We start from the raw sequence: 23,817 nt of genomic DNA, 5'->3' as shown, positions 1-23,817 counted from the left end.
CCGGCTCTTGGCAGGTTCCTTTCGCTCCTGCCATCATTCAACGCGCGTCAACTTGTCATGCGCACACCTGTCAACCTTCGGTCTCAGCCTTTCGGCTCCACCCCCCACCTGGAGACACGATGGACATGGCACATCCCTCCCGGCCCCACAGACCGCAGCACACCTCCGCTCCCCCGCCCACCGGTCGCCGGACACTGCTGCGCGGCGCGGCAGGCTTCGCCCTCGCGGCGGGGATCGCGGGCGCGAGCGCGGGCGCCGCTCTGGCCCGCCCGGCGTCCAGGAAGCCCTCCGCCCGCGACGTCGACTACCCGGAGGCCGAATGGGTCCCGGCGGCCGGCGGCAACTACACCGGCGGCGACCGGCCTTCGGACTATCCGGTGGAGTTCGTCGTCATCCATGTGACCCAGGAGACGTACAAGAACACGCTGGACATCTTCCAGAACCCGGACAAGCAGGTGTCCGCGCACTATGTGACGCGTTCCGCCGACGGACACGTCGCACAGCTGGTGCGGGAGAAGGACATCGCCTGGCACGCCGGCAACTGGGACTACAACACACGCAGCATCGGCATCGAGCACGAGGGCTGGATCGAGGAGCCCGACAAGTGGTTCACGGACGCGCTCTACTCGGCGTCCGCCGCGCTCACCGCCGACATCTGCGCCCGGCACGGCATCCCGGTCGACCGCCGGTACATCATCGGCCACAACGAGGTGCCCGGAGCCGACCACACGGACCCCGGCCCGGGCTGGGACTGGGCCCGGTACATGGAGCTGGTCCAGGCGGCGTCCAGGTAACCGCCGCGCGCGCCTCCTCGGCCCGCACCCCGCCCACAGCGGCGGGGTGCGGGCCGCTGTGCTGCACGGCGCACACCGCCCGCGCCCGGCGTCCCCACTTCATCTGCCGTACGGCGTCCGGGTGTTCAACGAGCTGACCGACTCCGGGACCGCCTCGACGCTGCCGGGCCGCGAACGACGACCCTCCACCCACTCTTTCGTCCGAGGTGTGACGGACACCGGTGGCGAGATCTCCACCACCAAGGCTTCCCGAGGGCGGGTTCATCCGATGTTTATGAAGCCGAGGTCTTCCGCTCATGCCCGGACGTCTGCACTATGCGAGAGGGATTCACGGACCGGACTTCGCGCCGCATATGTGACTGGAGACTCGTATGCCCAGCCGTCCACCCTCCCCCTCAATGCCCCGACCACCCTCCCGGAGAGCCGTTCTCGGTACGGCCGGCGCGGCCGCCACGGCCGGTGCCGCCGAGGCGCTCCTGCCGTCCCCCGCGCGGGCCGGGGACACACCGGACCGGACCGGGCGCGGCGGCCCCGTACCGGCCCCCGAGGCGTGGAGCAGCGTCCTCGACGACGCCGACCCGGTGTGGCGGCGGGTGCCGGAAGCCTGGTACGAGGCGCCATTCCTGGGCAACGCCCGGCTCGGCACCACCCTCTACGCCGAGCCGGAGGCGGAGGGGCGCGCGCTGCGGGTGACGGTCCAGCACAGCGAAGTGCAGGACAACAGGCCCGAGTTCGGCTCCCTGTTCGGCCTCGCCCGGCTGCCGGTCGGACACTTCACCCTGAAGACGGCGGGCAGGATCACGAATGTCGACTGGCGCCTGCGGCTCCAGGAAGCCGAACTCACCGGGACGATCACCACCAGCGAAGGACACATCGGGATCCGGGCCGCCGTGCACACCGCGCGCCCGCTGCTCGCCGTCGCACTCGTCCCCGCCGGCGGCGAACACGATTGCAGCTGGCGCTTCCACCCGGCCGAGGCCGTCAGCCCCCGAGTTGCCTTCAAGGAGCCGCCGGATGGGTACACGGCCAACCCTCCGGCCCGGACGGAGCACCACGGCGATGTCACAGCCGTGGTGCAGCCACTGCACGGAGGCGGCCACCATGTGTCCGCGTGGCAGGAGGTGGAGGGCCGGGGAGCGAGCCGCACGCTCCATGTGACGGTGGCGCCGTCCGACGCGTCGGGCTCGCCCGTGGCGACAGCGCTCGCGACCCTGCGCAAGGCCGCCCACCTCTCCTACGAGGCACTGATGAGGGCACACCGCTCCTGGTGGCGCGCCTACTACCGGAAGAGCTTCCTGTCCGTGCCGGACACCGGGCTCCAGCGCTTCTACTGGATCCAGCTGTACAAGGTGGCCTCCGCTGCCCGCGCCGATGCGCCGGTGATGGCCACCTGCGGCCCCTGGCTGGAGCCGACTCCCTGGCCTGCCACCTGGTGGAACCTCAACGTGCAGCTGGCGTACTGGCTCATCCACGGCTCCAATCACCTCGAACTCGACGCCGTCACACGGGCGTTGGGAGCCTTCCGGGACGAGCTCACCAGGGCGGTCGCGCCCGCCTACCGCGGCGACTCGGCGGGCATACCGCGCACCACCGACGCCCGGCTCCGGGGCGGTGCGCGCGCGGAGAACGCCGGCTACGGCGTCGGTGTCCCAGGGCAGGCCGAGCCCACTCCCGAGGTGGGCAATCTGACCTGGGCGCTGCACAACGTGTGGCTCAGCTACCGGCACACCATGGACGAGGGCATCCTGCGTGACACGCTCTTCCCTCTGCTGCGCCGGGCCGTCTCGTACTATCTGCACTTTCTGGAACCGCGCGCGGACGGCCGGCTGCATCTGCCGCTGACCTTCTCGCCCGAGTACCCGCGCTCGGGTCCCGACTGCAACTACGACCTGATGCTGCTGCGCTGGGGCTGCCGCACACTGCTGGACGCCACGCGTGTCCTGGGCCTCGACGACGAACTCGCGCCGCGATGGCGGGAGGTGCTGCACCGGCTGACGCCCTGTCCGCGGGACGAGAACGGGTTCATGATCGCCGAAGGGGTCCCGCTCGCCGAGTCGCACCGGCACTACTCGCATCTGCTGGCCGTGTATCCGCTGTACGAGGTCACCTGGGAACAGCCGGAGCACCGCGAGGTGATCGAAACCTCGCTGCGGCACTGGGTGGGCTTCGAGGGGGCACTCCAGGGCTACACCTTCACCGGTGCCGCTTCCATGGCCGCACAGATGGGACGCGGCGAACAGGCGCTGGAACATCTCGGTCAGCTGCTGGAGCGTTTCATCCAGCCGAACACGATGTACAAGGAGTCCGGTCCGGTCATCGAGACACCGCTGTCGGCGGCACAGTCGCTGCACGACATGCTGTGCCAGAGCTGGGACGGCGTGATCCGTGTCTTCCCCGCCGTCCCGCGCAGCTGGCGTGAGATCACCGTGCACGACTTCCGCACGCAGGGCGCCTTCCTGCTGAGCGCCGTACGCCGCGAGGGGCGGACCCGCTGGGTGCGCGTCCGCAGCGAAGCGGGCGCTCCCTGTGTGGTCCGGCACTCCCTGCCGGACGAGGACATCGAGGTGCGGGACGGCCACGGCGGACAGCTGCCGCACGAGCGGGTGGCGCCCGGAACGGTCCGCCTCCGGCTGCGTCGTGGGGAGGAAGCGGTGCTGACGGTGCGCGGAGAACGGCCCGGCATGACGGTCGAACCCGTCGCTCCGGACCCCGGGGCCCGGAAGTGGGGGCTGCCCGGATGAGCACACAGCGGATGCGCCCTGACGAGGAGACCCGGCGAACGAAGGAGTCAGTGATGCAGCGTGGGAGACGAGGCCGTGCACGAGCGCTCGGGACCCTGCTGGGAGCGGGTTTGGTGGCCGTCTGTCTGCCGGCCCTTCCCGGCGGTCCGGGGGCGGCGGCACAGACGGCGGCGGTCGCGGGCGCACAGGGCGCCGTGAGCGGGCCGGGAACGGACCACGCGGTGGACGACCCGTTCACCGCGGAGCGGACCTCCTGGTGGCGCCAGGACCGCTTCGGCATGTTCATTCACTTCGGCGCCTACTCCCAGTTGGAGGGCGAGTACACCCGTCCGGACGGCAGCGTCTGCCGGGACGCGGAGTGGATCATGCGGGAGTGCGCCGTCCCGAAGGAGGAGTACGAGAAGCAGGCGGCACGCTTCGACCCCTCCGCGTTCGACGCCGAGGCCGTGGTGCGGGCCGCCAAGGACGCAGGACAGCGGTACATCGTCATCACGTCCAAGCACCACGACGGCTACGCCATGTGGCCGACGAAGGTCAACTCCTGGAATCTGCGCGATCATTCCGCCTTCGACGAACACCGCGACATCATGCGCGAGTTGAAGACCGCGGCGGACAAGGCAGGCATCAAGCTCGGCTTCTACTACTCGATCTGGGACTGGCACGACCCCGACTTCGCCGACCCGGACACCTTCCCCCGCTACAAGAAGCGGATGTACGCACAGCTGAAAGAGCTGGTGGACGAGTACGACCCGGCGCTGCTGTGGTTCGACGGCGAATGGGACGCCGACAACCCCGTCAACCGCTGGTCCGCGCGGGACGGCGCCGAGCTGGAGAGCTATGTGAAGAGCCTCAAGCCCGGGCTGCTGGTGAACAACAGGGTCGGCAAACGGCGCGTCGTCGACGGCGACTTCGGCACACCGGAGCAGGAGATCCCCGACGGTCCGGTGGACGGGCAGCCGTGGGAGAGCTGTATGACGCTCAACGGGCACTGGGGATACGCCCGGTACGACCACGACTGGAAGCCGGCTGCCGAACTCGTCCGCAATCTGCTGGCCTCGGCGGGCCGCAGTGGCAACTATCTGCCGAACATCGGCCCCGACAGCAAGGGCCGGGTGCCGGCGGAGTCCCTTCGGCGGCTGCGGGATGTCGGCTCCTGGATGCGTGCGCACGGTCAGGGCCGTGCGGTCCGTGGCGCCGGATACAGCGGCCTCGTCGAGTCGCCGGGGTGGGGCGAGGTCACCCGCGGCCGTCGAGGGCAGCTGTACGCAGCTGTGACCGACTGGCCGGAGGAGGGAAAACCTCTGCATCTGAAGGCGAGAACCGACTTCGAGATCACTGGGGCGCGCGTGCTGGGCAGCGGCCAGAAGGTCGCGGTCTCCCGCAGCGGCGACGGCTTCGACCTGATGCCCTCGGGCGGCCCGGTGGACGAGAAGGCCACCGTGGTCGAACTGCGTGTCTCCGTCCCCAGGGGACGGGCCGGCAGCGGCAGCGGACTGAAGGCACGGTTCTGGGACAACGACTCCTTCCGGGGAGCACCGGCCGCCACCCGCACCGATGCTTCGGTCAACCACGCCTGGCGGTTCGACGGTTCACCGTCCCCGTCCGTGCCCGCCGACCACTTCAGCGCCCGCTGGACGGGCTCGGTCCAGCCGCGCTGGTCGGACACCTACACCTTCACCACCGTCTCCGACGACACGGCCCGGGTGTGGATCGACGGCCGTCTCGTCGTCGACGCATCCGACCCGCACGGCCCACGCGTCGACACGGGCACGGTGCGGCTCCGGGCCGGCAAGAGGCACCGCATCCGGGTCGACTACCGGGAGCTGAGCGGTGAGGCGCACATGAAGCTGCTGTGGTCCAGTCCGCATCAGCAGCAGGAGATCGTGCCCCGCTCACAGCTGTACGGGAAGTGAGCGGCCTCCTCACGGCGGAAGGCGCGGGGACGGCAAGGCCGGGGCCGGGGAGCCGGAGGCCGGTGCGGCGGGCCGGAGTCGGGGCCGGACGAGGGTGTCGCGGCAGCGGCCCGGGCGCGGCCCGCCGTCCCACGGTCGGGTGATCTGTCGGCACCGTGTCCGGGCCGGCCCCGCTCCTCCTCCGCACCTGCCCTCCCCTCCCGGGCGGCGGTGTCGGCGGTCGGTGAGATGCTGGCGGTCCCAGAGGCGAGAGATCACGAAGGAGTCCCCGGGTGTCCCTGCTCTTCCCCGCGCTGCACACGGCGTCCTCGCAGACCGCACTGCGCTTCGGCGACCGGGCCCTCACCTACCGGCAGCTGGCCGCCGTCGCCAGCGGCCTGGCCACGAAGCTGGACGGGGCCTCGCGGGTGGCGGTCTGGGCGACGCCGGAGCCGGAGACGGCGGTCGCGACCGTCGCCGGGCTGCTCGCCGGCGTGCCCGTCGTCCCGGTGAACCCCAGGAGCGGGGAGCGCGAGCTGGCGCACATCGTCGCCGACAGCACGCCTGCCGCGGTGCTGACGGCGCCCGGCGCCGAACTGCCCGAGTCCCTGGCAGGGCTCCCCCGCACCGATGTCGACCTCTCCGAGGGGGAGGCGGAGGCCGCCTGGGGTCTGCCGCCGGAGCCGAACGAGGGCACGTCGGCGCTCGTCGTCTACACCTCCGGAACGACCGGGCCGCCCAAGGGGGTTGTGCTGTCGCGGCGTGCGATCGCCAGCAGCCTCGACGCTCTTCAGGACGCCTGGCAGTGGACCGCCGACGACGTCCTGGTGCACGGGCTGCCGTTGTTCCATGTGCACGGGCTGATCCTGGGTGTGCTCGGCCCGCTGCGGCGCGGCGGTACCGTCCGCCATCTGGGCCGCTTCACCACGGAGGGCGTCACGCGGGAGCTGAGCAGCGGCGGGACGATGCTGTTCGGCGTGCCCACGATGTACCACCGGCTCGCCGACGCGTGCCAGAGCGATCCCGGCCTGGTGCAGGCGCTCGCCGGGGCCCGGCTGCTGGTCTCCGGCTCGGCCGCGCTGCCGCTGCACGACCACGAGCGGCTCACCGCGGCCACCGGTCAGCACATCGTCGAGCGCTACGGCATGACGGAGACGCTGATGAACACCAGCGTCCGCGCGGAAGGCCCCTTCCGGCCCGGCACGGTGGGGGTGCCGCTCAAGGACGTCGATGTACGCCTCGTCGACGAGGACGGCACGCGGCTGCCCGCGGAGGACACCGAGAGCGTCGGCGAGGTACAGGTCCGTGGTCCGAATCTGTTCACCGAGTACCTCAACCGGCCCGACGCGACAGCCGAGGCGTTCGACGGCGGCTGGTTCCGCACCGGCGACATGGCCATGCGGGACGCGGACGGCTTCTTCCGCCTCGTCGGGCGCAAGGCCACCGACCTGATCAAGAGCGGCGGTTACAAGATCGGGGCGGGCGAGATCGAGAACGTCCTGCTGGGCCACCCCGGGGTCGCCGAGGCGGCCGTCACCGGAGAGCCCGACGACGATCTGGGCGAGCGGATCGTGGCGTGGATCGTGCCTGCCGATCCGCAGTCCCCGCCGAACGAGGAGGAGCTGGCCGCGCTCGTCGCCGGGCAGCTCGCCCCGCACAAGCGGCCACGAGCGGTGCGCCACCTCGAAGCGCTGCCCCGCAACGACATGGGCAAGATCATGAAGCGGCAGCTGCCGGGGCAGGCGTGAGCCCGGCGGCCCGCGCCAGCAGCCGGTAGGAGTCCAGGCGCTCGCGCGGGTCGTAGGTGTTGAGCGTCAGCAGCACCTCGTCCGCGCGGGTGCGCCGCACGACGGCCTCCAGCCGGGGCAGCACCTCGTCCGGTCTGCCGTGCAGCTGCGAGGCACGGGCCTCCTCGTACGCCGTACGTTCCTTGGCCGTCATCTCCCGTGCGAGAACGCTCTCCGCCGGCTGCAACGGCACGAACGAACCGCGGGTACGGGAGACGGCCGTGGACCACGCCTCCGGTATCTGGAGCAGCTCCGCCTGGCGCGCCGTGGCCGCCACCGCCGCGTTCACGGCGAGGACCACATACGGCTCCGCACCGCCCGGACCCGGCCGGAACGCCGCGCGGTAGGCGTCGACCGCCTCGGCGGTGCGTGCCTCGTCCCGGGAGAGGCCGATGACCAGCGGCAGGCCGTGCTCGGCGGCCACCGCCTGGGCCGAGCCGACCGCCAGGACGAACGCCGGCACCCGCAGGCCCTCCACGGGCCGGGCCCGCACCGGCCCCGCACCGTGGAAGTAGCCGAGCAGCTCGGCCACCTGGCCGCTGAATCCGTCCGCCGCGTCCTTGCCGACCCGCAGGGCCTTGCGCACCCCGTCGGTGAACCCGACCGAGCGGCCCAGGCCCATGTCGATCCGGCCGGGGTGCAGGGACTCCAGCACCCCGAACTGCTCGGCCACCACCAGCGGCTGGTGGTTGGGCAGCATCACGCCGCCCGTGCCCACGCGGATACGCGAGGTGGCGGAGGCGACGGCCGCGGCCAGCACCGTGGGCGCCGAGCCGGCGATTCCGGGCACGGCGTGGTGCTCCGAGACCCAGAACCGCAGAAAGCCCAGCTCTTCGGCTGCCCGCGCGAACTCCACCGTCTCGCGCAGCGCACCGCTCGGGTGCTCGCCGTCACGCACCAGCGAACGGTCGAGAACGGACAGCTGTGCGGGAAAGACCGGAAGAGAAGTCACGTCCGGTTCAACAACCGTGAGCGCTCAGGATTCCCGCGCCGGTTCTGCACCATCGCGCCCCGCGTGCGACCCGCGCCCGCACGCCTCCGCGCCCCGCCCCCGCGTGAGACCTGCCCCGCCTCATCCGGCGTCCGGGCCGGCGTTCTCCAGGAGGCCCGCGTCGTGCACCAACAGAGCGATCTGCACCCGGTTGTTGAGGTCCAGCTTGGTCAGGATGCGCGAGACATGGGTCTTCACCGTGGGGACACTCATGTACAGCTCCGCCGCGATCTCGGCGTTCGCGCGCCCCCGCCCGACCGCCACCGCCACCTCACGTTCGCGCTCGCCCAGCGCGCTCAGGGCCTCGCGGGCCCGTTCCCGGCGGCTGTCGCCCCCGGCCGGCGCCACGTGCCGGATCAGCTGACGGGTGACCGCGGGTGACAGCACGGGCTCGCCCGCCGCCACCTTGCGCACCGCCGCCAGGATCTCGGCGGGCGGCGTGTCCTTCAGCAGGAAACCCGCGGCACCGGCCCGCAGGGCCCGCAGCACCTGTGCGTCCGCGTGGAAGGTGGTCAGCACCATCACCTCGGGCGCCGCCGGACGTGCCCTCAGCTGTTCGGTCGCGCTCAGCCCGTCCACGGCGGGCATCCGGATGTCCATCAGCACCACATGCGGACGGTGCCGGTCGGTGAGCGGCAGCACCTGGTCACCGTCCGCCGCCTCCCCGACGATCTCCACATCCTGCGCCCCGTCGAGCATCAGCCGCAGTCCGGCTCGTACCAGCGGATCGTCGTCGACCAGGAGCACACGGATTGGCATGCCCCTACCGTAGCCAGCCGCGACGGCCCGTCCGTCCCCCGTCTCCCCCGCCGCGGTCTCAACCGGCGGCGGAGACCGGGGCGTCCCAGTCGATGCGGTAGTGCAGGAACCGGTCCGCCGGATCCCCGGATTCCGCCTCCGGTCCGCCGGCGGCTCCGGGGCCCGGGCGGTCCGCGTGCCGGCCGGCTCCCGGCACCACGCGTGCGTTCAGCCGGGCGCTGCGGTCGACGAGGGCCTCCACCCGCGCCCTGCGCAGCCGTTCGAACGCGGCGAACGCCTCGCCGGGCAGCGGCAGATCGCGCAGGCAGCGGGCGAGCACCACGCCGTCCTCGATGGCCAGCGAGGCGCCCTGTGCGGCGTTCGGCGCCGCGGTGTGGGCCGCGTCGCCGAGCACCACCATCGGGCCGCGCGACCACACGGGCGTATGGGCGAGGTCGTAGGCGTTGAAGGCGACGATGCGGTCGCCCGTGGCGCGTACCACGGCCTCGGCGGGTGAGGCGTCGTCCGCGAACAGGCCGGCCACATGGTCACGCCATCCGGCGCGCTGCTCCGGTGTGCCGGCCGCCAGACGCTCCGGGGCCAGCTCGCCGCCGGGTGTGTTCGCAAACCACCACACCGCGCCGTCCGGTGCCCGGGTGCAGCCCAGGAACGCCCTGCTGCCCCGGATCATCCGGTAGACGCCGGGCGCGGGCGCCGCCTCGGCGGGCACCAGCGGGGAGAAGCCGCACACCGTGATTTGACCGGTGTGCCGCGGTGCGGGCGCCTCAGGATCGATGAGGGTACGGGTGAGCGAGCGGACACCGTCCGCGCCCAGCAGCACATCGCCCCGCGCGCTGCTCCCGTCGGCGAACCGCGCCGTGACCCGCCCGTCCGGCCCCACGTCGGCCGCGACCAGCCGCTTGCCGAACTCCACGGCCACGCCTCGGCGTTCGGCCTCCTCCCGCAGCGCACGGTAGAGCGCGGAGCGACGCAGCGTGCGCGGGCCGAGGACCGGCCGCCCGTCCCCCGTTCCGCTTCCGGACACCGGCCGCTCACGGCCGTGCCCCTGCGCGTCGAGCATCTCCACCCGGTCGGCCGGAAAGGAGGCGTCCAGCACGGGCCGGTGCGCGTCGATCGTGCGCAGCGCCTCCAGCCCGTTGTGGAACAGCACCAGAAAGGCGCCCACGTCGTCGGCGGGCGCCGGATACGCCTCGTACACCGTCGCCCCGATCCCGGCCTTGTGCAGCGCCATCGCGCTCACCGGGCCCGCGATACCGCCGCCGATGATCAAGGCATGGGTCATCCGCCCCACCTTCCCGCCTGTCCGGACGCCCGGCCGGCCCGGCCCCGAGCACCCCACCGTATGCAGCGGCGGCCCGGTGCAGAAGCCCGCCGGGGTCGCGTCAGCCGCGCAGGGAAGCCTTCAGATACGGCGCGGTCGCCCCGCCCCCGGCCGCGACCTCCTGGGGTGTCCCTGCGGCGACGATCCGCCCGCCCCGCTCGCCGCCGCCCGGCCCCATGTCGAGCACCCAGTCGGCTCCGGAGACCACGTCCATGTCGTGCTCGACGACGATGACGCTGTGTCCCGCGTCCACGAGGCCGTGCAACTGCCGCAGCAGCACTCGGGTGTCCGCCGGGTGCAGGCCCGTCGTCGGCTCGTCGAGGACGTAGAGCGTGTGCCCGCGCCGGGTGCGCTGGAGTTCGCCGGCCAGCTTGATGCGCTGCGCCTCGCCGCCCGACAGCTCCGTCGCCGGCTGCCCCAGCCGCAGATATCCCAGGCCCACCCGTTGCAGTGCCTCCAGGCCGCGCACGGCCGCTGGCACCGAGGAGAGGAACTCCGCCGCGTGGTCGACGGTCATCTCCAGCACGTCCGCGATGGTCGCGCCCGCGTAGGTGATCTCCAGCGTCTCCGGGTTGTACCGGGCGCCGTGGCAGTCCGTGCAGGGCGCGTACGTGCCGGGCAGGAAGAGCAGTTCGACGGCGATGTATCCCTCGCCCTGGCAGGTCGGGCACCGGCCCTCGGCGACGTTGAAGGAGAACCGGCCGGCGCCGTACCCCCGCGCCCGGGCCTCGTCCGTCGCGGCGAACACCTTCCGCACGGCGTCGAACAGCCCCGTGTACGTGGCCAGGTTCGAGCGCGGTGTCCGGCCGATCGGCTTCTGGTCGACCCGGACGAGGCGGTCCACCGCCTCCAGGCCCGTCACGGCGGACACGTCCCCTGCCGCGCCCTCGGTCTCCTCCTCGGCGTCCTCGGCCGGTGTCTCGTTCGTCCGGCTCCCGGTGTGCTCCGCCACGAGGCCCGCCAGCACCTGGCTGACCAGCGTCGATTTACCCGAACCCGAAACACCCGTGACCGCCGTGAACACGCCCAGCGGGAACTCCGCGTCGAGGTTGCGCACGTTGTGCCGCGTCACCCCCGACAGCTTCAGCCATCCCCGCGGCTCCCGCACCGCCCGGTCCGTCTCCCGGTCGCCGTCCGCGCCGTCGCCCGTCCGCGCCGCGGGTCCGTCCGCGGCCGGCGTGGGGTGCAGAAAGCCGCGCGTCACCGAGCGGTCCACCTGGGCCAGCCCGGCGACGGGCCCGCTGTAGAGGACCTCTCCCCCGTGCTCGCCCGCCCAGGACCCGACGTCCACGATCCAGTCCGCCCGGCGGGCCACCGCCATGTCGTGCTCGACGACGAAGAGCGAATTGCCCGCCTCCTTCAGCCGGTCCAGGACGCCCAGCAGCGACTCCGTGTCCGCCGGATGCAGCCCTGCCGACGGCTCGTCGAGCACGTAGACCACCCCGAACAGGCCCGATCGCAGCTGCGTCGCCAGCCGGAGGCGTTGCAGCTCGCCCGGCGACAGCGTCGGCGTCGGCCTGTCCACGCTCAGGTAGCCGAGGCCCAGCTCCGTCAGCACGTCGATACGGGACACCAGCTCTCGCGAGAGCGTCGCCGCCACGCTCTCCCGGATGCCGCCCTCCACGGCGTCCTGCCCCTCCGCGCCCCGGGCGCTCGGCCGCAGCACCTCCGCCAGCCTTTCCACCGGCAAAGCAGCCAGCTCGGCGATGTCGCTGCCTGCGAACGTCACCGCCAGCGCTTCCGGACGCAGCCGACGGCCCGCGCAGACCGGGCACCTGGTGCTCACCAGGAACCGCTGCACCCGGCGGCGCAGCGTCGCGCTCTTCGTCTCCGCGAACGTGTGCAGCACATAGCGCTTCGCGCTCTGGTACGTGCCTTGGTAGGGACGCTGGATCCGGCCGGCCTCGCGCACCGGGTGCACCGTCACCACCGGCTGCTCGTCCGTGAACAGCAGCCACTCCCGGTCCGCCCGCGGCAGCTCGGACCAGGGACGGTCGATGTCGTACCCCAGTGTCTGGGTGATGTCGCGCAGGTTCTTCCCCAGCCAGGCACCGGGCCAGGCCGCGATCGCGCCTTCCCGGATCGAGAGCGAGGGGTCGGGCACCAGCGATTCCTCCGTGACCCGGTGCACCGTGCCCAGGCCGTGACACTCCGCGCACGCCCCGGCTGCCGTGTTCGACGAGAAGGCGTCCGAGTCCAGCCGCTCCGCGCCCTCCGGGTAGCGGCCCGCGCGGGAGAAGAGCATCCGCAGGGAATTCGACAGTGTCGTCACCGTCCCCACCGACGATCTGCCCGTCGGCGCCGACCGGCGCTGCTCCAGCGCCACCGCCGGCGGCAGCCCGGTCACCTCCCCCACCTTCGGGGCCCCGACCTGGTGGATCAGCCGCCGCGCATACGGCGCGACCGACTCGAAGTAGCGCCGCTGCGCCTCCGCGTACAGCGTCCCGAACGCCAGAGACGACTTGCCCGAGCCCGAGACCCCCGTGAAGACCACCAGTGCGTCGCGCGGAACATCCACATCCACCGCTCGCAGATTGTGCTCCCGCGCACCCCGGACCCGAACATATGCGTCGTGCTTCATGGGGCCAATGATCGCGCACCCGGGGCGGGCGGCCCGGCCCGGCTCCCGCCGCCCGCTCTCCCCGCGCCCCGGGGGCCCGGGCGGTCCGCGCGTGGCGTGAAGGCCGCGCGCCGGTGGTACCCATGGCCGCCATGGACTGGTTCACGTCGTGGTTCTCAGCCTCGGGATACGGGCTGAGCCGTCTGGTGCTGCAACGCGCGCTGGCCTGCATCTACCTGGTGGCCTTCCTCTCGGCCGCGATGCAGTACCGCGCGTTGCTGGGCGAGCGCGGACTGCTCCCGGCCCGGATCTTCGTGCGCCGGATCCCCTTCCGCGAAGCACCCAGCCTGTTCCACTGGCGCTGCACGGACCGCTTCGTGACGGGCTGCGCCTGGTTCGGCACGGCTCTCTCCGCGGCGCTCCTGGTGGGCGCCGGTGACGTCGTACCGCTGTGGGCCTCGATGCTGATGTGGGCGCTGCTGTGGGCGCTCTATCTGTCGTTCGTCAACGTCGGCCAGATCTTCTACGGCTTCGGCTGGGAGTCCCTGCTGCTGGAGACGGGCTTTCTCGCCGTGTTCCTGGGCAACGCGGACGTGGCTCCTCCCATCCTGGTCCTGTTCCTGCTGCGTTGGCTGCTGTTCCGGGTCGAATTCGGAGCGGGCCTGATCAAATGGCGCGGTGACCCCTGCTGGCGGGATCTGACCTGCCTCTACTACCACCACGAGACCCAGCCGATGCCGGGGCCGCTCAGCTGGCACTTCCACCGGCTCCCCCGGCCGCTGCACCGGGTGGAGGTCGCCGCCAACCACGTGGCCCAACTGATCGTCCCCTTCGGTCTGTTCTTCCCGCAGCCGGTGGCGACCGTGGCCGCGGCGATCGTCATCGTCACCCAGTTGTGGCTCGTGACGTCGGGCAACTTCTCGTGGCTGAACTGGCTCACGATGATCCTCGCTCTCTCGGCCGTCGACAGCTCCCCCGTGACGGGCACCCCGTCGTACGCCGCAACACCGGCCTGGTTCGCGGTACTCGTCTGTGCCGCCGCGCTGCTGATCGTGCTGCTGAGCTACTGGCCCGCACGCAATCTCCTCAGCCGTTCCCAGCAGATGAACCGCTCGTTCAATCCGCTGCATCTGGTCAACACCTACGGGGCGTTCGGCAGCGTGACGCGGGTGCGTCAGGAAGTGGTGCTGGAGGGGACGGACGAGGAGCAGATCACCAAGGACACCGTCTGGCGGGAGTACGAGTTCAAGGGAAAGCCGGGCGATGTGCGGCGGCTGCCGCGTCAGTTCGCGCCCTATCACCTCCGTCTGGACTGGCAGATGTGGTTCGCCGCGCTGTCGCCGCTCTACACCCGCGGCTGGTTCGACCGTCTGCTGGAGCGACTGTTGGAGAACGACCGGGCCACCCTGGCTCTGTTGCGCCACAGCCCGTTCCCGGACCATCCGCCCACCCATGTGCGGGCACTGCTGTACCGCTATCGCTTCACGACGGCGCGGGAGCGGCGGGAGACCGGCGCATGGTGGCACCGCACCTATGTCCGGGAGTTCCTGCCGCCTGTCCAGCTGGACCAGACGGGCCGGCCGGGCCGTTCCTTCGGCTGAGAGCGGCCGGCCCCTCCGTACGGCTCATGCCGGTGCGGCGAGAGCCGGTCCCGGCGCCCTGCCTTTCTCGTACACGGTGAGGCCGCGGGAGAGGCGCAGCGGGACGAGTACCAACTCGACGAGGACCGCCTTCCACGCGTACCAGAGGTTGACGATTCTGGTCGGATAGACGCAGGGGAGATCGGTGAGCACCTTGCGCAGACGCAGACCCCGTTTGTGCGTGGCGTAGAGCAACGGCGGCAGTGTGAGGGCGAGTTCGCCGCCTACCCACCAGGCGAGGGCGCGGGGCAGCGGCTCGTCCCAGGCCAGGGTCAGCAGTACGGGTGTGGCCCACCACAGGGGCGCGATGAGGATCTCGGTGAGGGCGAGCAGCACCCATACGGCGAGCATCGGCTTGCGCACCACCAGGTCGGCGGCGTGGATACGGATGTTCTGGCAGAAACCCGCCATCCAGCGCCAGAGCTGTTTGCGCAGGTACAGCAGAGTCTCCGGGTCGGCGGCCCAGGCGACGGCCCCGCTCACGTAGCGGGCGCGGTGGCCGTCGATCTGCACCTGCCAGCTGTAGTCCATGTCCTCGACGATGGTGCGTTCCGGGAAGCCGCCCGCCGCCACGAGCGCGTCCCGGCGGAAGACGGAGCAGCAGCCCGAGCAGACCATGGGGCTGCCGGCGCGCTCCTGGATGGGGCGGTGCCAGTGGAACCCGAAGAGGTACTCCACGGAGCGCCCGCGTTCCCACACGGTTCTGGCGAAGCGGGTCTGCACATTGCCGGCGGCGACGAGGACTTCGGGGGCGTCGAAGGCGGGCACGAGGCGTTCGATGTAGTCGGGTGCGAGGACGGTGTCGGCGTCGACGGCCAGGACGAGGTCTCCCTCGCAGTGGGCCAGGGCGTGGTTCTGGGCCTTGGCCTTGCTGCCGAGGTTCGCGGGTGGGCGCAGTACCTGGGCGCCGTGGCGCCGGGCGACGTCTCCGGTGCGGTCCTGGGAGGCGTCGTCGACGACGATGACCTGGACCGGCGGGTGGGTCTGGGCCCGGATGGACTCCAGGGTGGCGGGGAGGCCGGCCTCCTCGTTGTGGGCCGGCACGATGACGGTCACACGGCCGTGCACGGCTCACCACTCCCCCGTGCCTGCCCGGCGCGGCGGACGCGCCGGAATCGCCGGTGCCGCCGGGCCCCGTGCCGCGACGCCGGACGGGCGCAGCCCCCGGCGTTCCGGACGTGGCGGCTCCTTCGCGTGTGCTCCCGGACGCGGCCGCAGGCGGTCCCGGCGAGAACCACGGCTGCGACGGCCGCGTAGACGAGCACGCTGAGCCCGATCATGGGCAGTCCCCCGTGCATGGGGATCCCTCCCTTGCTGGTGGTGCGGAGCCCGGCCGGTGGGTCCCGGGGGCGATGCGAAGGAAGGTAGCGGCGTTCGGCGAGGGCTGCCGAAGAGACCCGATTCCCGTGGAAAACCAGGGAGTTGTGGACAACTCCGGCACTCGTGTGGGTGAGTGACGGCCCCGGTGCACCGGCCCCGGTGCGCAGGCCGCGGTACACCGACGCGGAGCGCCACCTCCGGCACCCGGGGCCCGGCACCGAACGCCCTCGTACGGGCCCCGGCACCCCCTGCGGGCCGACGCACCCGCGCGAGACCCGATCAGAGGGCTCATGCGAGACCCGATCAGGCGGCTCGGGAGCTCAGAGGGCCCAGCCGGACTCGTCGGCAGCCCGGCCCCGGCGGCTCAGTGCGCGGAGGGCAGCCGTGCGACCTCCGGCGAGGAGGATTCCAGCGGCACGGACCAGGAGCGGACCAGCCCGAGCTGGGCCGCCTGGCGCGGCAGAACGGCGTCCAGGGCCCAGTCGGCGAGGACGCGCACACGGTTCCCCGGCATGGCGGCCAGGTGGTAGCCGCGCGTGACGAGGTTGGCGAGCGGTCCGGACAGCGGGAGACCCAGCGGATTCGCGGCGCCCTGGATCCCGCCGAGGTCCACGGTGAAGCCCAGGTCGTGGTGCTTGTAGGGCCGCGCGTCACCGTGGCCGAGGGAGGCGGCGAGATTACGGCCCGCGATCTTGCCCTGGCGTGTGGCGTGCTGAGCGGTCATCGGTGTGTAGGACCCGGGCTGTGTCAGGTCGGGCACGGCGGCGGCGTCGCCGCAGGCGTACACGTCGGGGCATCCGGGCACGCGCAGGTACGGGTCGACGACGAGGCGTCCGCGCTCGGTGTCCAGTCCGATGTCCTCGACGAGCGGGTCGGGGCGCACGCCCACGCACCAGATGAGCGAGTGGGTGCGGACGAAGTCTCCGTCGTCGAGGAGGACGCCGTCATCCGTGGCCTCCTTGACGGACGTTCCGGTGCGGACCTCGACACCGCGTTTGCGCAGCACCCGGTCCGCTGTCGTGGAGAGGCGTTCGTCGAGTTCCGGCAGGACGCGGGAGGCGATGTCGAGCAGCAGCCAGCGGGGCGCGTGGTCGGCCCTGCGGCCGGGCCCCCCGGGGCGGGCGTGCTGCCGGGCGAGGGAATCGGTGAACATCTTGCCGTGCGCGGCGACCTCGGTGCCGGTGTATCCGGCGCCCACGACCACGAAGGTCCGGCGTGCCTCGGCTTCGGCGGGATCCTCGCAGGTGGCGGACATGGCGATCTGCCTGTTGACGTGGTCGCGCAGGTAGAGCGCCTCGGGCATGCCCCGGAACCCGTGGGCGTGCTCGGCGACGCCGGGGATGGGCAGCAGTTTGTTGACGCTGCCGACGGTCAGCAGGAGCCGGTCGTAGGACAGCTCGCCCCGGCCGCCCTCCGGGTCGGTGTAGTGGAGCAGATGCTGGTCGAAGTCGATGGCACCCACTTCGCCCAGGACGAGCCGGACGCGGGGCAGTGTGCCCGCCAGGGAGACGGAGACGCGCCGGGGCTCCAGGGCTCCGGAGGCCACCTCGGGCAGCAGGGGCAGATACAGGAAGTAGTCGTTGGGGTTGACCAGGACGATCTCGGCGAGTCCGCGGAGCCTGCGGGAGAGGGTGCGTGCCGCCTGGTATCCGGCGAACCCGGCTCCGACGATCACGATGCGCGACCGGCTCACTGCGTGTGCCTCCTTCCGGAAGCGGCGGGGCGGGACCGCGCGGGGCGGGCCCTCGTGTGCACGGGCCCGTCCCGGGGTTCCCCGGGGCACCGCCGTGAAACCCGCCGCTGATGCGGTGGCGACCGCTGCCGTGGCTCCTGCCTGCATGAATGCGGGCCGGCTGGTCCGGACGGGGGTGCGCGAGCACTGCCTGGAGTGCTGTATTGTTCTTTGTGCGCGAGCGGCGCGGGGCCCGGCCCCGAGTCGTGAGGCACCGGGACGTGGCGCAGTTTGGTAGCGCACTTGACTGGGGGTCAAGGGGTCGTGGGTTCAAATCCCGCCGTCCCGACCAGCGATTTCGTAGGTCGAAGGCCATCTCCGAGGTTTCGGGGATGGCCTTTTCGTATGCCCTGCGGCGTCCCCTCGCGACGGAAAACTTCCTCAGCTGTGCTGCTCCCATCCGGGCCCCCACCAGCTGTGCGGGGTTGGTCAGCTGTGCTGCTCCCCCGCCGGTGCGCTCCGGCGGCCGGGCCGTCCCAGCAGGTCGAGCAGCGCGGCGGTCAGCAGGGCGAGGGCCGCCAGGACGAGGACGGTGCGGGCGAAGCCGTATGCGGCGTCACTGTGGGAGAGCGTCGCGAAGAGGGCGCCGATCCCCGCGACGCCGAGTGCCTCGGACGCCTGGATGGCCGTGAGGATGCCTCCCGATGCGGCACCCACGTCGTCCGGGTGCACACCGGAGAGCGCCGTACCCAGCAGTGAGGTCGCCACGATGCCGCCTCCGGCGCCGTACAGCAGCAGACCGGGCAGCAGCGCCGTGGCCGGACCGTCGGGGCGCAGGACGACGCCCGCGAGGACGAGCAGCAGTCCGAGCGCCATGGCAGCTGCGGAAGCGGTGACGGCGTGGCGGCCGAAACGTGCCACGAGGCGGCCGCACAGCACGGAGGCAACGGACGTCAGGATCGCCATGGGGGTGAAGGTCAGCGCGGACTCCAGTGCGGTGAGGCCCTCGGTCTTCTGCAAATGGAAGGCGAGAAGGAAGACGAAGGCGCCGTTCATGCCGTGGAAGCTCGCGGCGGTGGGCAGGCCGAGGGCGAAGCCCCGCTGCCGGAAGAGCCGGGGCGGCAGCAGCGGTGCCGCCCCGGCGGCGGCCACACGGCGCTCCCGGAGCGCGAACAGGCCCAGCAGTGCGACGGCCAGGACGGCCTGAGCTGTGCGGACTCCCGGCCAGCCCCGTTCCGCTCCGGTGACGAGGGCGTGGATACCGGCCAGCAGACCGAGACCGAGCAGGGCGGCACCCGGCAGGTCGAGGGTCGGCCGGGGGCCGGCCGCGCCGTTGCCGCGCTCGTCGTCCTCGATCAGCCGGACACCGGCCACGAGGGCGATCAGGCACAGCGGCACGTTGACGAGGAAGACGGACCTCCAGCCGAGCCCGGCGACGTCCCAGGCGATGAGCAGACCGCCGACGATCTGCCCGGCGACGACGCCGACGCCGATGACCGCCCCGTACAGGCCGATGGCGCGGGCACGCTGGCTCTCCCGCCGGAAGGTGACCTGGATCAGCGCGAGCACCTGGGGCAGCATCACGGCCGCCGCGAGGCCCTGCACGACACGGGCGGCGATGAGGAAGCCGGGGCTCTGGGCCGCGGCGCAGCCCACCGAGGCGGCGGCGAAGGCGACCAGCCCCGCCAGGAAGAGGCGGCGCCGGCCGAGGAGGTCGCCGAGCCGTCCGCCGGTCACCAGGCCGGCGCCGTAGGCGAGCGTGTATCCGGTGGGGACGAGTTGGATCTCAGCGAATCCGGCGTGCAGTTCGGCCTGGATGGACGGGTTGGCGACGTTCACGATGAAGATGTCGAGGAACCCCATGAACGCGCCGAGCAACAGCACCGCGAGCGCCGCCCATTGGGCCGGTGTGGCGGCCGCGGGTCCCTCGTCCGGGCTCGTGCCCGGTGCCCCGGTCCTGGAGGGCTCGGCAGGGCCGGAGCGTGGCGCGTCGTCGGGTGTGCGGGACACGTGGTGCTGCCTTTCGGTGTGCCGGGAGCGGCCCGGGCTGTGATGCGAGCGGATGCGGAGATGAGGAGCGGGCCGGTGGGCGGCCCGGGCCCCCGCGGCGGCCCGGCAGGGGCCGCCGCCCGGGGCAGCGCGCGGCCGGGGAAGGTCCGGCCGCCGCGGCCGGGACCAGTCTCAACCGGCCCGCGCACAGGGTGAAGTTGGTGTTTATGCTGTTGCTGTGACCACCACGCCGGGAGCGGAGCAGGCAGGACGCAGAACGGAGTTGCGCGACTTCCTGCGCAGTCGGCGGGCCAGGCTCTCCCCGCAGGACGTGGGGCTTCCGCCGACGAGGCGGCGCCGCACCCCGGGGCTCCGGCGCGAGGAGGTCGCCACGCTCGCCGGAGTCGGCCTCACCTGGTACACGTGGCTGGAGCAGGGGCGGCCGATCTCCGTCACCGCGGGCATCCTCGCCGCCGTCGGTGAGGCACTGCGGCTGGACGGGGACGAACTGGCGCATCTGTACCGGCTGGCCGGGCACGTACCGCCCGCGCCGGACGCGGACACCGGCGGCACGGAGCCGGGCGTCCCCGGGCAGGTGGCCGCCCTCGCCGACGAGTGGGCCCCGAACCCCGCCTATGTCCTGGACCGTTACTGGCGCTGCGTGTACGCGAACGCACCCGTCGAGCTGCTGCTCGGGAAGGCGGCCCCGCTGCGCAGCTGTCTGGAGGGGTTCGAGCGCGGTCCGGATGCCGAGCGGGTGCTGCCGGAGTGGGAGTCGATGGCGCCGTCGCTCGTCGCCCAGTTCCGGGCGGACGCCGCACGGCATCCGGACGACGCGGAGTTCGCCCGGATCGTCGGCCGGCTGTCGCGGCGCAGCGAGAGCTTCGCGCGGCTGTGGGCCGAGCAGGAGGTGCGGGACTCCGGACTCGGCGAGAAGGTCTTCCAAGTGCCGGACGGGCGGCTGGTGTTCGAGCGGACGGCGCTCCAGCTGGGCGACCGTCCCGATCTGCGTATCGTGCTGCTCCGGCCGAAGCCGGGGACGGGTACGAGGGAGCGGCTGGCACGGCGGGCGGAGGCGCGGCCCGGCTGAGCGCGCTGCCGCTCACACGGCGGGAGGCGCGAGGCCGGAGCAGCGCGGGGGCGGCGGTTCGGCGGTGGACTTGCGGGAACCGTGTTCCTCGCGACAGCGGGCCCGTTAGGATCTGCGCAGGTGTTCGGGCACAGGGCCCGGAGATGTGGTTGAGGTGAATACGTATGGCTGCTGGCCGAGTTGTCCGGTTCGACGGTGCGAGGGGTTACGGGTTCATCGCGCCGGAACACGGCGGCGAAGACGTGTTTCTGCACGCGAACGATCTGCTGGTCCCCGAGTCCCTGGTGCACGCGGGCGTGGCGGTCGAGTTCGAGATCGAGGACGGCGACCGGGGGCTGAAGGCTTCCTCGGTGCGGCTGTCGAAGGCGGCCGAGTTCGCCTCCGCTCCGGCGCGCGGCGCCGTGGCTCCCGCGGGGCTCTCCTCGTCGGTGCCGTCGCCGTCGCCGCGCACGGAGGACGGCGAGGATCCGCTGTGCGACGTGCTCAGTGTCGCCGAGTACACCCGTTCCGTCACCGAGCTGCTGCTGGCCACGGCGCCGGAGCTGACGGGCAAACAGGTCCTGGAGATCCGGCGGCAGTTGGTGCAGTTCGGCCGCAGTCACGGCTGGGCGGAGGACTGACGTCTTCTTTCCTCCGGCTGTTTCCGGCCCCCGGCCCGCGTGGGGCCCGTCGTGCGCCGAGCGTGTGCACGGGCCCGGGCCGGGGGCTCCGGGGGCCGGGGCCGGGTGCCGGTTTCCGCCGAGGCGGGGCGGGGCGCCCGGGACGGCCGGTACCGCGGGCGGTGGCAGGTCGGCGGTGATCCGGGCGTTCGAAGTGTTGTATTGTTCTTACCGCGCGAGCGGCGCGGGGCCCGGCCCCGAGTCGTGAGGCACCGGGACGTGGCGCAGTTTGGTAGCGCACTTGACTGGGGGTCAAGGGGTCGTGGGTTCAAATCCCGCCGTCCCGACAGTGAAGAAGAGCAGGTGAAGGCCGCTCCGGCAGTGCCGGAGCGGCTCTTTCGTGTGCGCGTCCGCGCTGTGCGGGGGTTGCTGTTCCGGGGGCCCGCCCGGCCCGGCGCCTGGGCCGGGCGGTGCCGCCTGGGGGTTTGCGTCGCGGGTCAGTACCAGCCGTGTGTGGGTCAGTACCAGCCGTGTGTGTCGTGGAAGTGCAGCGCCGACTTCCAGGACCCGTAGCGCTCCCGGACGTACTTCTCGGCGCCGGCGTGCTGTTCGGCGACGGTGCCGCGGCCCCACGGCTGGTCGGTCTGGAACAGGCCGTGGTACTTGCCGTTCTGAGCGTTCGGGTTGCCGCTGGACTCGCGGCGGATGATCTCCTTCTTGGCCCGGGCCTCGGAGCGGGAGGCCGCCTGGGGCGCGGAGGCACGGCTCCCGCCGGAGGAGTGCTTCCCGGCCGAGTGGCTGCCGGAGGACTGCTGCCCGGACGGCTGCGTTTCGCTCTGCGGCCGGGATTCGCGCCGGGGTGCGGTGGGCTGCTGGGGTGCGGACTGCTGGGGCGGAGCGGCCTGCTGACGGGGGGCCGTGGGCGTATCGGGGCTACTGGCCCCGTCCAGGTCGAGATGCTGGCCGGCGTAGATGCGATCGGGATCGGGGAGGCCGTTTCTGGCCGCGAGGTCTTGCCAGGTCGTTCCGTGCTTCTGGGCGAGCTCGGAGAGCGTGTCGCCGGGCTCCACCTCGTAGGCGAATGCGGGGGTGGCGGGGACCGCGATCATCGCCGCGGCCAGCACACCGAAGGTTGCGACCTTGGTCTTGCGCATCTGGATCAGCTCCTTGCCGTCGAGTCCGGAAACTCTGGGTTGGTGTCGGAGTCAGGCCCGTACGTCCCGGACCGGGGGGCGGGCCGCTCCCCCCGTGCCGGGTGAGAGGTAGCAAACTCGTTACGGGGCGCCGTGCCGCTGAGATTCCGGGCGCGATCGTGGTTCTTTCACCCGCGCAGAGGTAGCGGGAGCGCCCAACGGGATGTAAGCGAGGCGCCGGGAAGAGCGCTGTGCGCCCCCTGGCGTGCGCGGGTCCGTCCGTGCCCGTCGGCCGGGTGGCCGGTGGAGGCTGTCGGCCGCCGTCGGCAGTGGTGGTGGTCGGCGGTCGGCGCCAATCGCCGGCAGTCGTCCGCGCTCGTCGGCGCTCGTCGGCACTCGTCGACAGGCGCAACGTCCGTTCCGGGCGGTGGTGGACAGGCACCGGGCAGGAAACGGGCGCCCGTGCTGTGCGGGCGGGCATCCGTTCGTGACCGCGGAACCCCTGGTTCCAGGGTTGAAGCGGCTCAACTCCCCATCGGAAGCGGGCAGAAGCGGGCAGCATCGGGTTCAGGAGGAGTCTGGTCGGGGGGCACGCGGGCCGGTAGAACTCTCCCTGCGGGCAGGAACGGGCACCGCGGTGACCGAACGGAGAGGTGCACCCGAGAGCATGAGTGCGGAGGAGCGGCAGCGGACGATCGTGGCGACGGCCCGCCGTGAGGGGGCCGTCGACGTCGGGCGGCTCGCGGTGGATCTGGGCGTCGCGAAGGAGACCGTGCGCCGCGATCTGCGGGTACTGGAGTCGCACGGGCTGCTGCGCCGTACGCACGGTGGCGCCTATCCGGTCGAGAGTGCGGGCTTCGAGACGACGCTGGCGTTCCGCACGACGATGCACGTGCCGGAGAAACGGCGGATAGCGCAGGCGGCGGCCGGGATGCTCGGGGACGCCGAAACGGTGTTCATCGACGAGGGGTTCACCCCGCAGCTGATCGCCGAGGCGCTTCCGCGGGACCGGCCGCTGACGGTGGTGACGGCGTCCCTGCCGGTCGCCAGCTCCCTGGCGGCGGGCGACGGGGAGTTCACCGTGCTGCTGCTGGGGGGCCGGGTGCGTGGCGGCACGCTGGCGACCGTGGAGCACTGGACGTCGAAGATGCTGGCGGGTTTCGTCATCGACCTGGCCTTCGTCGGCGCGAACGGCATCTCGCGGGAGCACGGGCTGACCACTCCGGATCCGGCCGTCGGCGAGGTGAAGGCGCAGGCGGTGCGGGCTTCCCGGCGGCGGGTGTTCGCGGGGCTGCACTCGAAGTTCGGCGCCGTGAGCTTCTGCCGGTTCGCCGAGGTCGGCGACTTCGAGGCGATCGTGACCTCGACGGCGCTGCCCGGGCACGAGGCGCACCGCTACGCCCTGCGTGGGCCGCAGGTCATCCGGGTCTGACGGGTCCGACGGCCTGTCCGCTCTCCGTCGTGGGGAGCCGTCGCGCGCCGCTGCGGGCAGCCTGGCGGTGGACGGTGGCTCCTTACGCATCCGCTGA

At 72.3% G+C, this 23,817-nt stretch carries 16 protein-coding genes and 2 tRNA genes; 10 read left to right on the top strand and 8 right to left on the bottom strand.

Features of this window, described 5'->3' with window-relative positions:
- Window positions 1-125: 125 nt before the first annotated feature.
- From SCA03_RS01980 to SCA03_RS01965, 4 genes are all read left to right on the top strand, one after another.
- Window positions 126-794: an N-acetylmuramoyl-L-alanine amidase gene (locus SCA03_RS01980; RefSeq protein ID WP_086815259.1), complete on the top strand. Its 669-nt coding sequence runs from the start codon at window positions 126-128 to the stop codon at window positions 792-794.
- A gap of 398 nt (window positions 795-1,192) precedes the next feature.
- Window positions 1,193-3,535: a glycosyl hydrolase family 95 catalytic domain-containing protein gene (locus tag SCA03_RS01975; protein WP_086815238.1), complete on the top strand. Its 2,343-nt coding sequence runs from the start codon at window positions 1,193-1,195 to the stop codon at window positions 3,533-3,535.
- A 53-nt stretch (window positions 3,536-3,588) separates the two neighbouring features.
- The gene (locus SCA03_RS01970; protein WP_086815239.1) at window positions 3,589-5,448 is read left to right on the top strand and encodes an alpha-L-fucosidase; all 1,860 of its coding nucleotides are present in this window, start codon (window positions 3,589-3,591) and stop codon (window positions 5,446-5,448) included.
- 272 nt (window positions 5,449-5,720) lie between these two features.
- Complete coding sequence (locus SCA03_RS01965) at window positions 5,721-7,175, top strand: acyl-CoA synthetase (RefSeq protein WP_086815240.1); 1,455 nt, start codon at window positions 5,721-5,723, stop codon at window positions 7,173-7,175.
- Here the strand turns inward: SCA03_RS01965 and SCA03_RS01960 are convergent.
- The 4 genes from SCA03_RS01960 to SCA03_RS01945 all read right to left on the bottom strand — a co-directional run bounded on the left by SCA03_RS01960 (window position 7,144) and on the right by SCA03_RS01945 (window position 12,866).
- Window positions 7,144-8,166 (bottom strand): MsnO8 family LLM class oxidoreductase, encoded by a 1,023-nt coding sequence (locus tag SCA03_RS01960; protein WP_086815241.1) that lies wholly within the window; start codon window positions 8,164-8,166, stop codon window positions 7,144-7,146. The two genes, SCA03_RS01965 and SCA03_RS01960, sit on opposite strands and share 32 nt — an antisense overlap.
- 120 nt (window positions 8,167-8,286) lie before the next feature.
- Window positions 8,287-8,964 (bottom strand): response regulator, encoded by a 678-nt coding sequence (locus tag SCA03_RS01955; protein ID WP_030875217.1) that lies wholly within the window; start codon window positions 8,962-8,964, stop codon window positions 8,287-8,289.
- Between the two features lie 58 nt (window positions 8,965-9,022).
- Window positions 9,023-10,246 carry an FAD-dependent monooxygenase gene (locus SCA03_RS01950; protein ID WP_086815242.1) on the bottom strand — a complete coding sequence of 408 codons (1,224 nt, stop codon included), beginning with the start codon at window positions 10,244-10,246 and terminating at the stop codon, window positions 9,023-9,025.
- A gap of 100 nt (window positions 10,247-10,346) precedes the next feature.
- Window positions 10,347-12,866, bottom strand: a complete 2,520-nt coding sequence (locus SCA03_RS01945; RefSeq protein WP_086815243.1) for an excinuclease ABC subunit UvrA — start codon at window positions 12,864-12,866, stop codon at window positions 10,347-10,349.
- 122 nt (window positions 12,867-12,988) lie between these two features.
- Here SCA03_RS01945 and SCA03_RS01940 point away from each other — a divergent pair, with 122 nt between their 5' ends.
- Window positions 12,989-14,446 (top strand): lipase maturation factor family protein, encoded by a 1,458-nt coding sequence (locus SCA03_RS01940; protein WP_086815244.1) that lies wholly within the window; start codon window positions 12,989-12,991, stop codon window positions 14,444-14,446.
- Window positions 14,447-14,470: 24 nt separating this feature from the next.
- Here SCA03_RS01940 and SCA03_RS01935 read toward each other — a convergent pair whose 3' ends face one another.
- Together SCA03_RS01935 and SCA03_RS01930 are read right to left on the bottom strand one after the other, a co-directional pair.
- Window positions 14,471-15,553, bottom strand: coding sequence for a glycosyltransferase family 2 protein (locus tag SCA03_RS01935; RefSeq protein WP_086815245.1), 1,083 nt, complete (start codon window positions 15,551-15,553; stop codon window positions 14,471-14,473).
- 616 nt (window positions 15,554-16,169) lie between these two features.
- Window positions 16,170-17,498 (bottom strand): NAD(P)/FAD-dependent oxidoreductase, encoded by a 1,329-nt coding sequence (locus SCA03_RS01930; RefSeq protein WP_030875235.1) that lies wholly within the window; start codon window positions 17,496-17,498, stop codon window positions 16,170-16,172.
- Between the two features lie 254 nt (window positions 17,499-17,752).
- On the opposite strand from SCA03_RS01930, the gene SCA03_RS01925 reads away from it, so the two are divergent.
- A tRNA-Pro gene (locus SCA03_RS01925) sits at window positions 17,753-17,829 on the top strand.
- Window positions 17,830-17,966: 137 nt separating this feature from the next.
- Here SCA03_RS01925 and SCA03_RS01920 read toward each other — a convergent pair.
- Window positions 17,967-19,487 (bottom strand): MFS transporter, encoded by a 1,521-nt coding sequence (locus SCA03_RS01920; protein ID WP_230988437.1) that lies wholly within the window; start codon window positions 19,485-19,487, stop codon window positions 17,967-17,969.
- A 217-nt stretch (window positions 19,488-19,704) separates the two neighbouring features.
- Between SCA03_RS01920 and SCA03_RS01915 the strand changes: the two genes are divergently transcribed.
- From SCA03_RS01915 to SCA03_RS01905, 3 genes are all read left to right on the top strand, one after another.
- Window positions 19,705-20,556, top strand: a complete 852-nt coding sequence (locus SCA03_RS01915; RefSeq protein WP_030875242.1) for a helix-turn-helix transcriptional regulator — start codon at window positions 19,705-19,707, stop codon at window positions 20,554-20,556.
- 164 nt (window positions 20,557-20,720) lie between these two features.
- Window positions 20,721-21,176 carry a cold-shock protein gene (locus tag SCA03_RS01910; RefSeq protein WP_030890245.1) on the top strand — a complete coding sequence of 152 codons (456 nt, stop codon included), beginning with the start codon at window positions 20,721-20,723 and terminating at the stop codon, window positions 21,174-21,176.
- 252 nt (window positions 21,177-21,428) lie between these two features.
- Window positions 21,429-21,502 (top strand) — tRNA-Pro (locus SCA03_RS01905).
- Between the two features lie 171 nt (window positions 21,503-21,673).
- Here the strand turns inward: SCA03_RS01905 and SCA03_RS01900 are convergent.
- Complete coding sequence (locus tag SCA03_RS01900) at window positions 21,674-22,309, bottom strand: M23 family metallopeptidase (protein WP_086815246.1); 636 nt, start codon at window positions 22,307-22,309, stop codon at window positions 21,674-21,676.
- A gap of 646 nt (window positions 22,310-22,955) precedes the next feature.
- On the opposite strand from SCA03_RS01900, the gene SCA03_RS01895 reads away from it, so the two are divergent.
- Entirely contained in the window at window positions 22,956-23,720 is a 765-nt protein-coding gene (locus SCA03_RS01895; protein ID WP_030875251.1) for a DeoR/GlpR family DNA-binding transcription regulator, read from the top strand.
- Window positions 23,721-23,817: the final 97 nt, after the last annotated feature.

Origin of the sequence: Streptomyces cacaoi, from assembly GCF_006539165.1 — a bacterium.
Lineage (GTDB): Bacteria > Actinomycetota > Actinomycetes > Streptomycetales > Streptomycetaceae > Streptomyces > Streptomyces cacaoi.
This window is presented reverse-complemented; position numbering and strand designations above follow the sequence as displayed.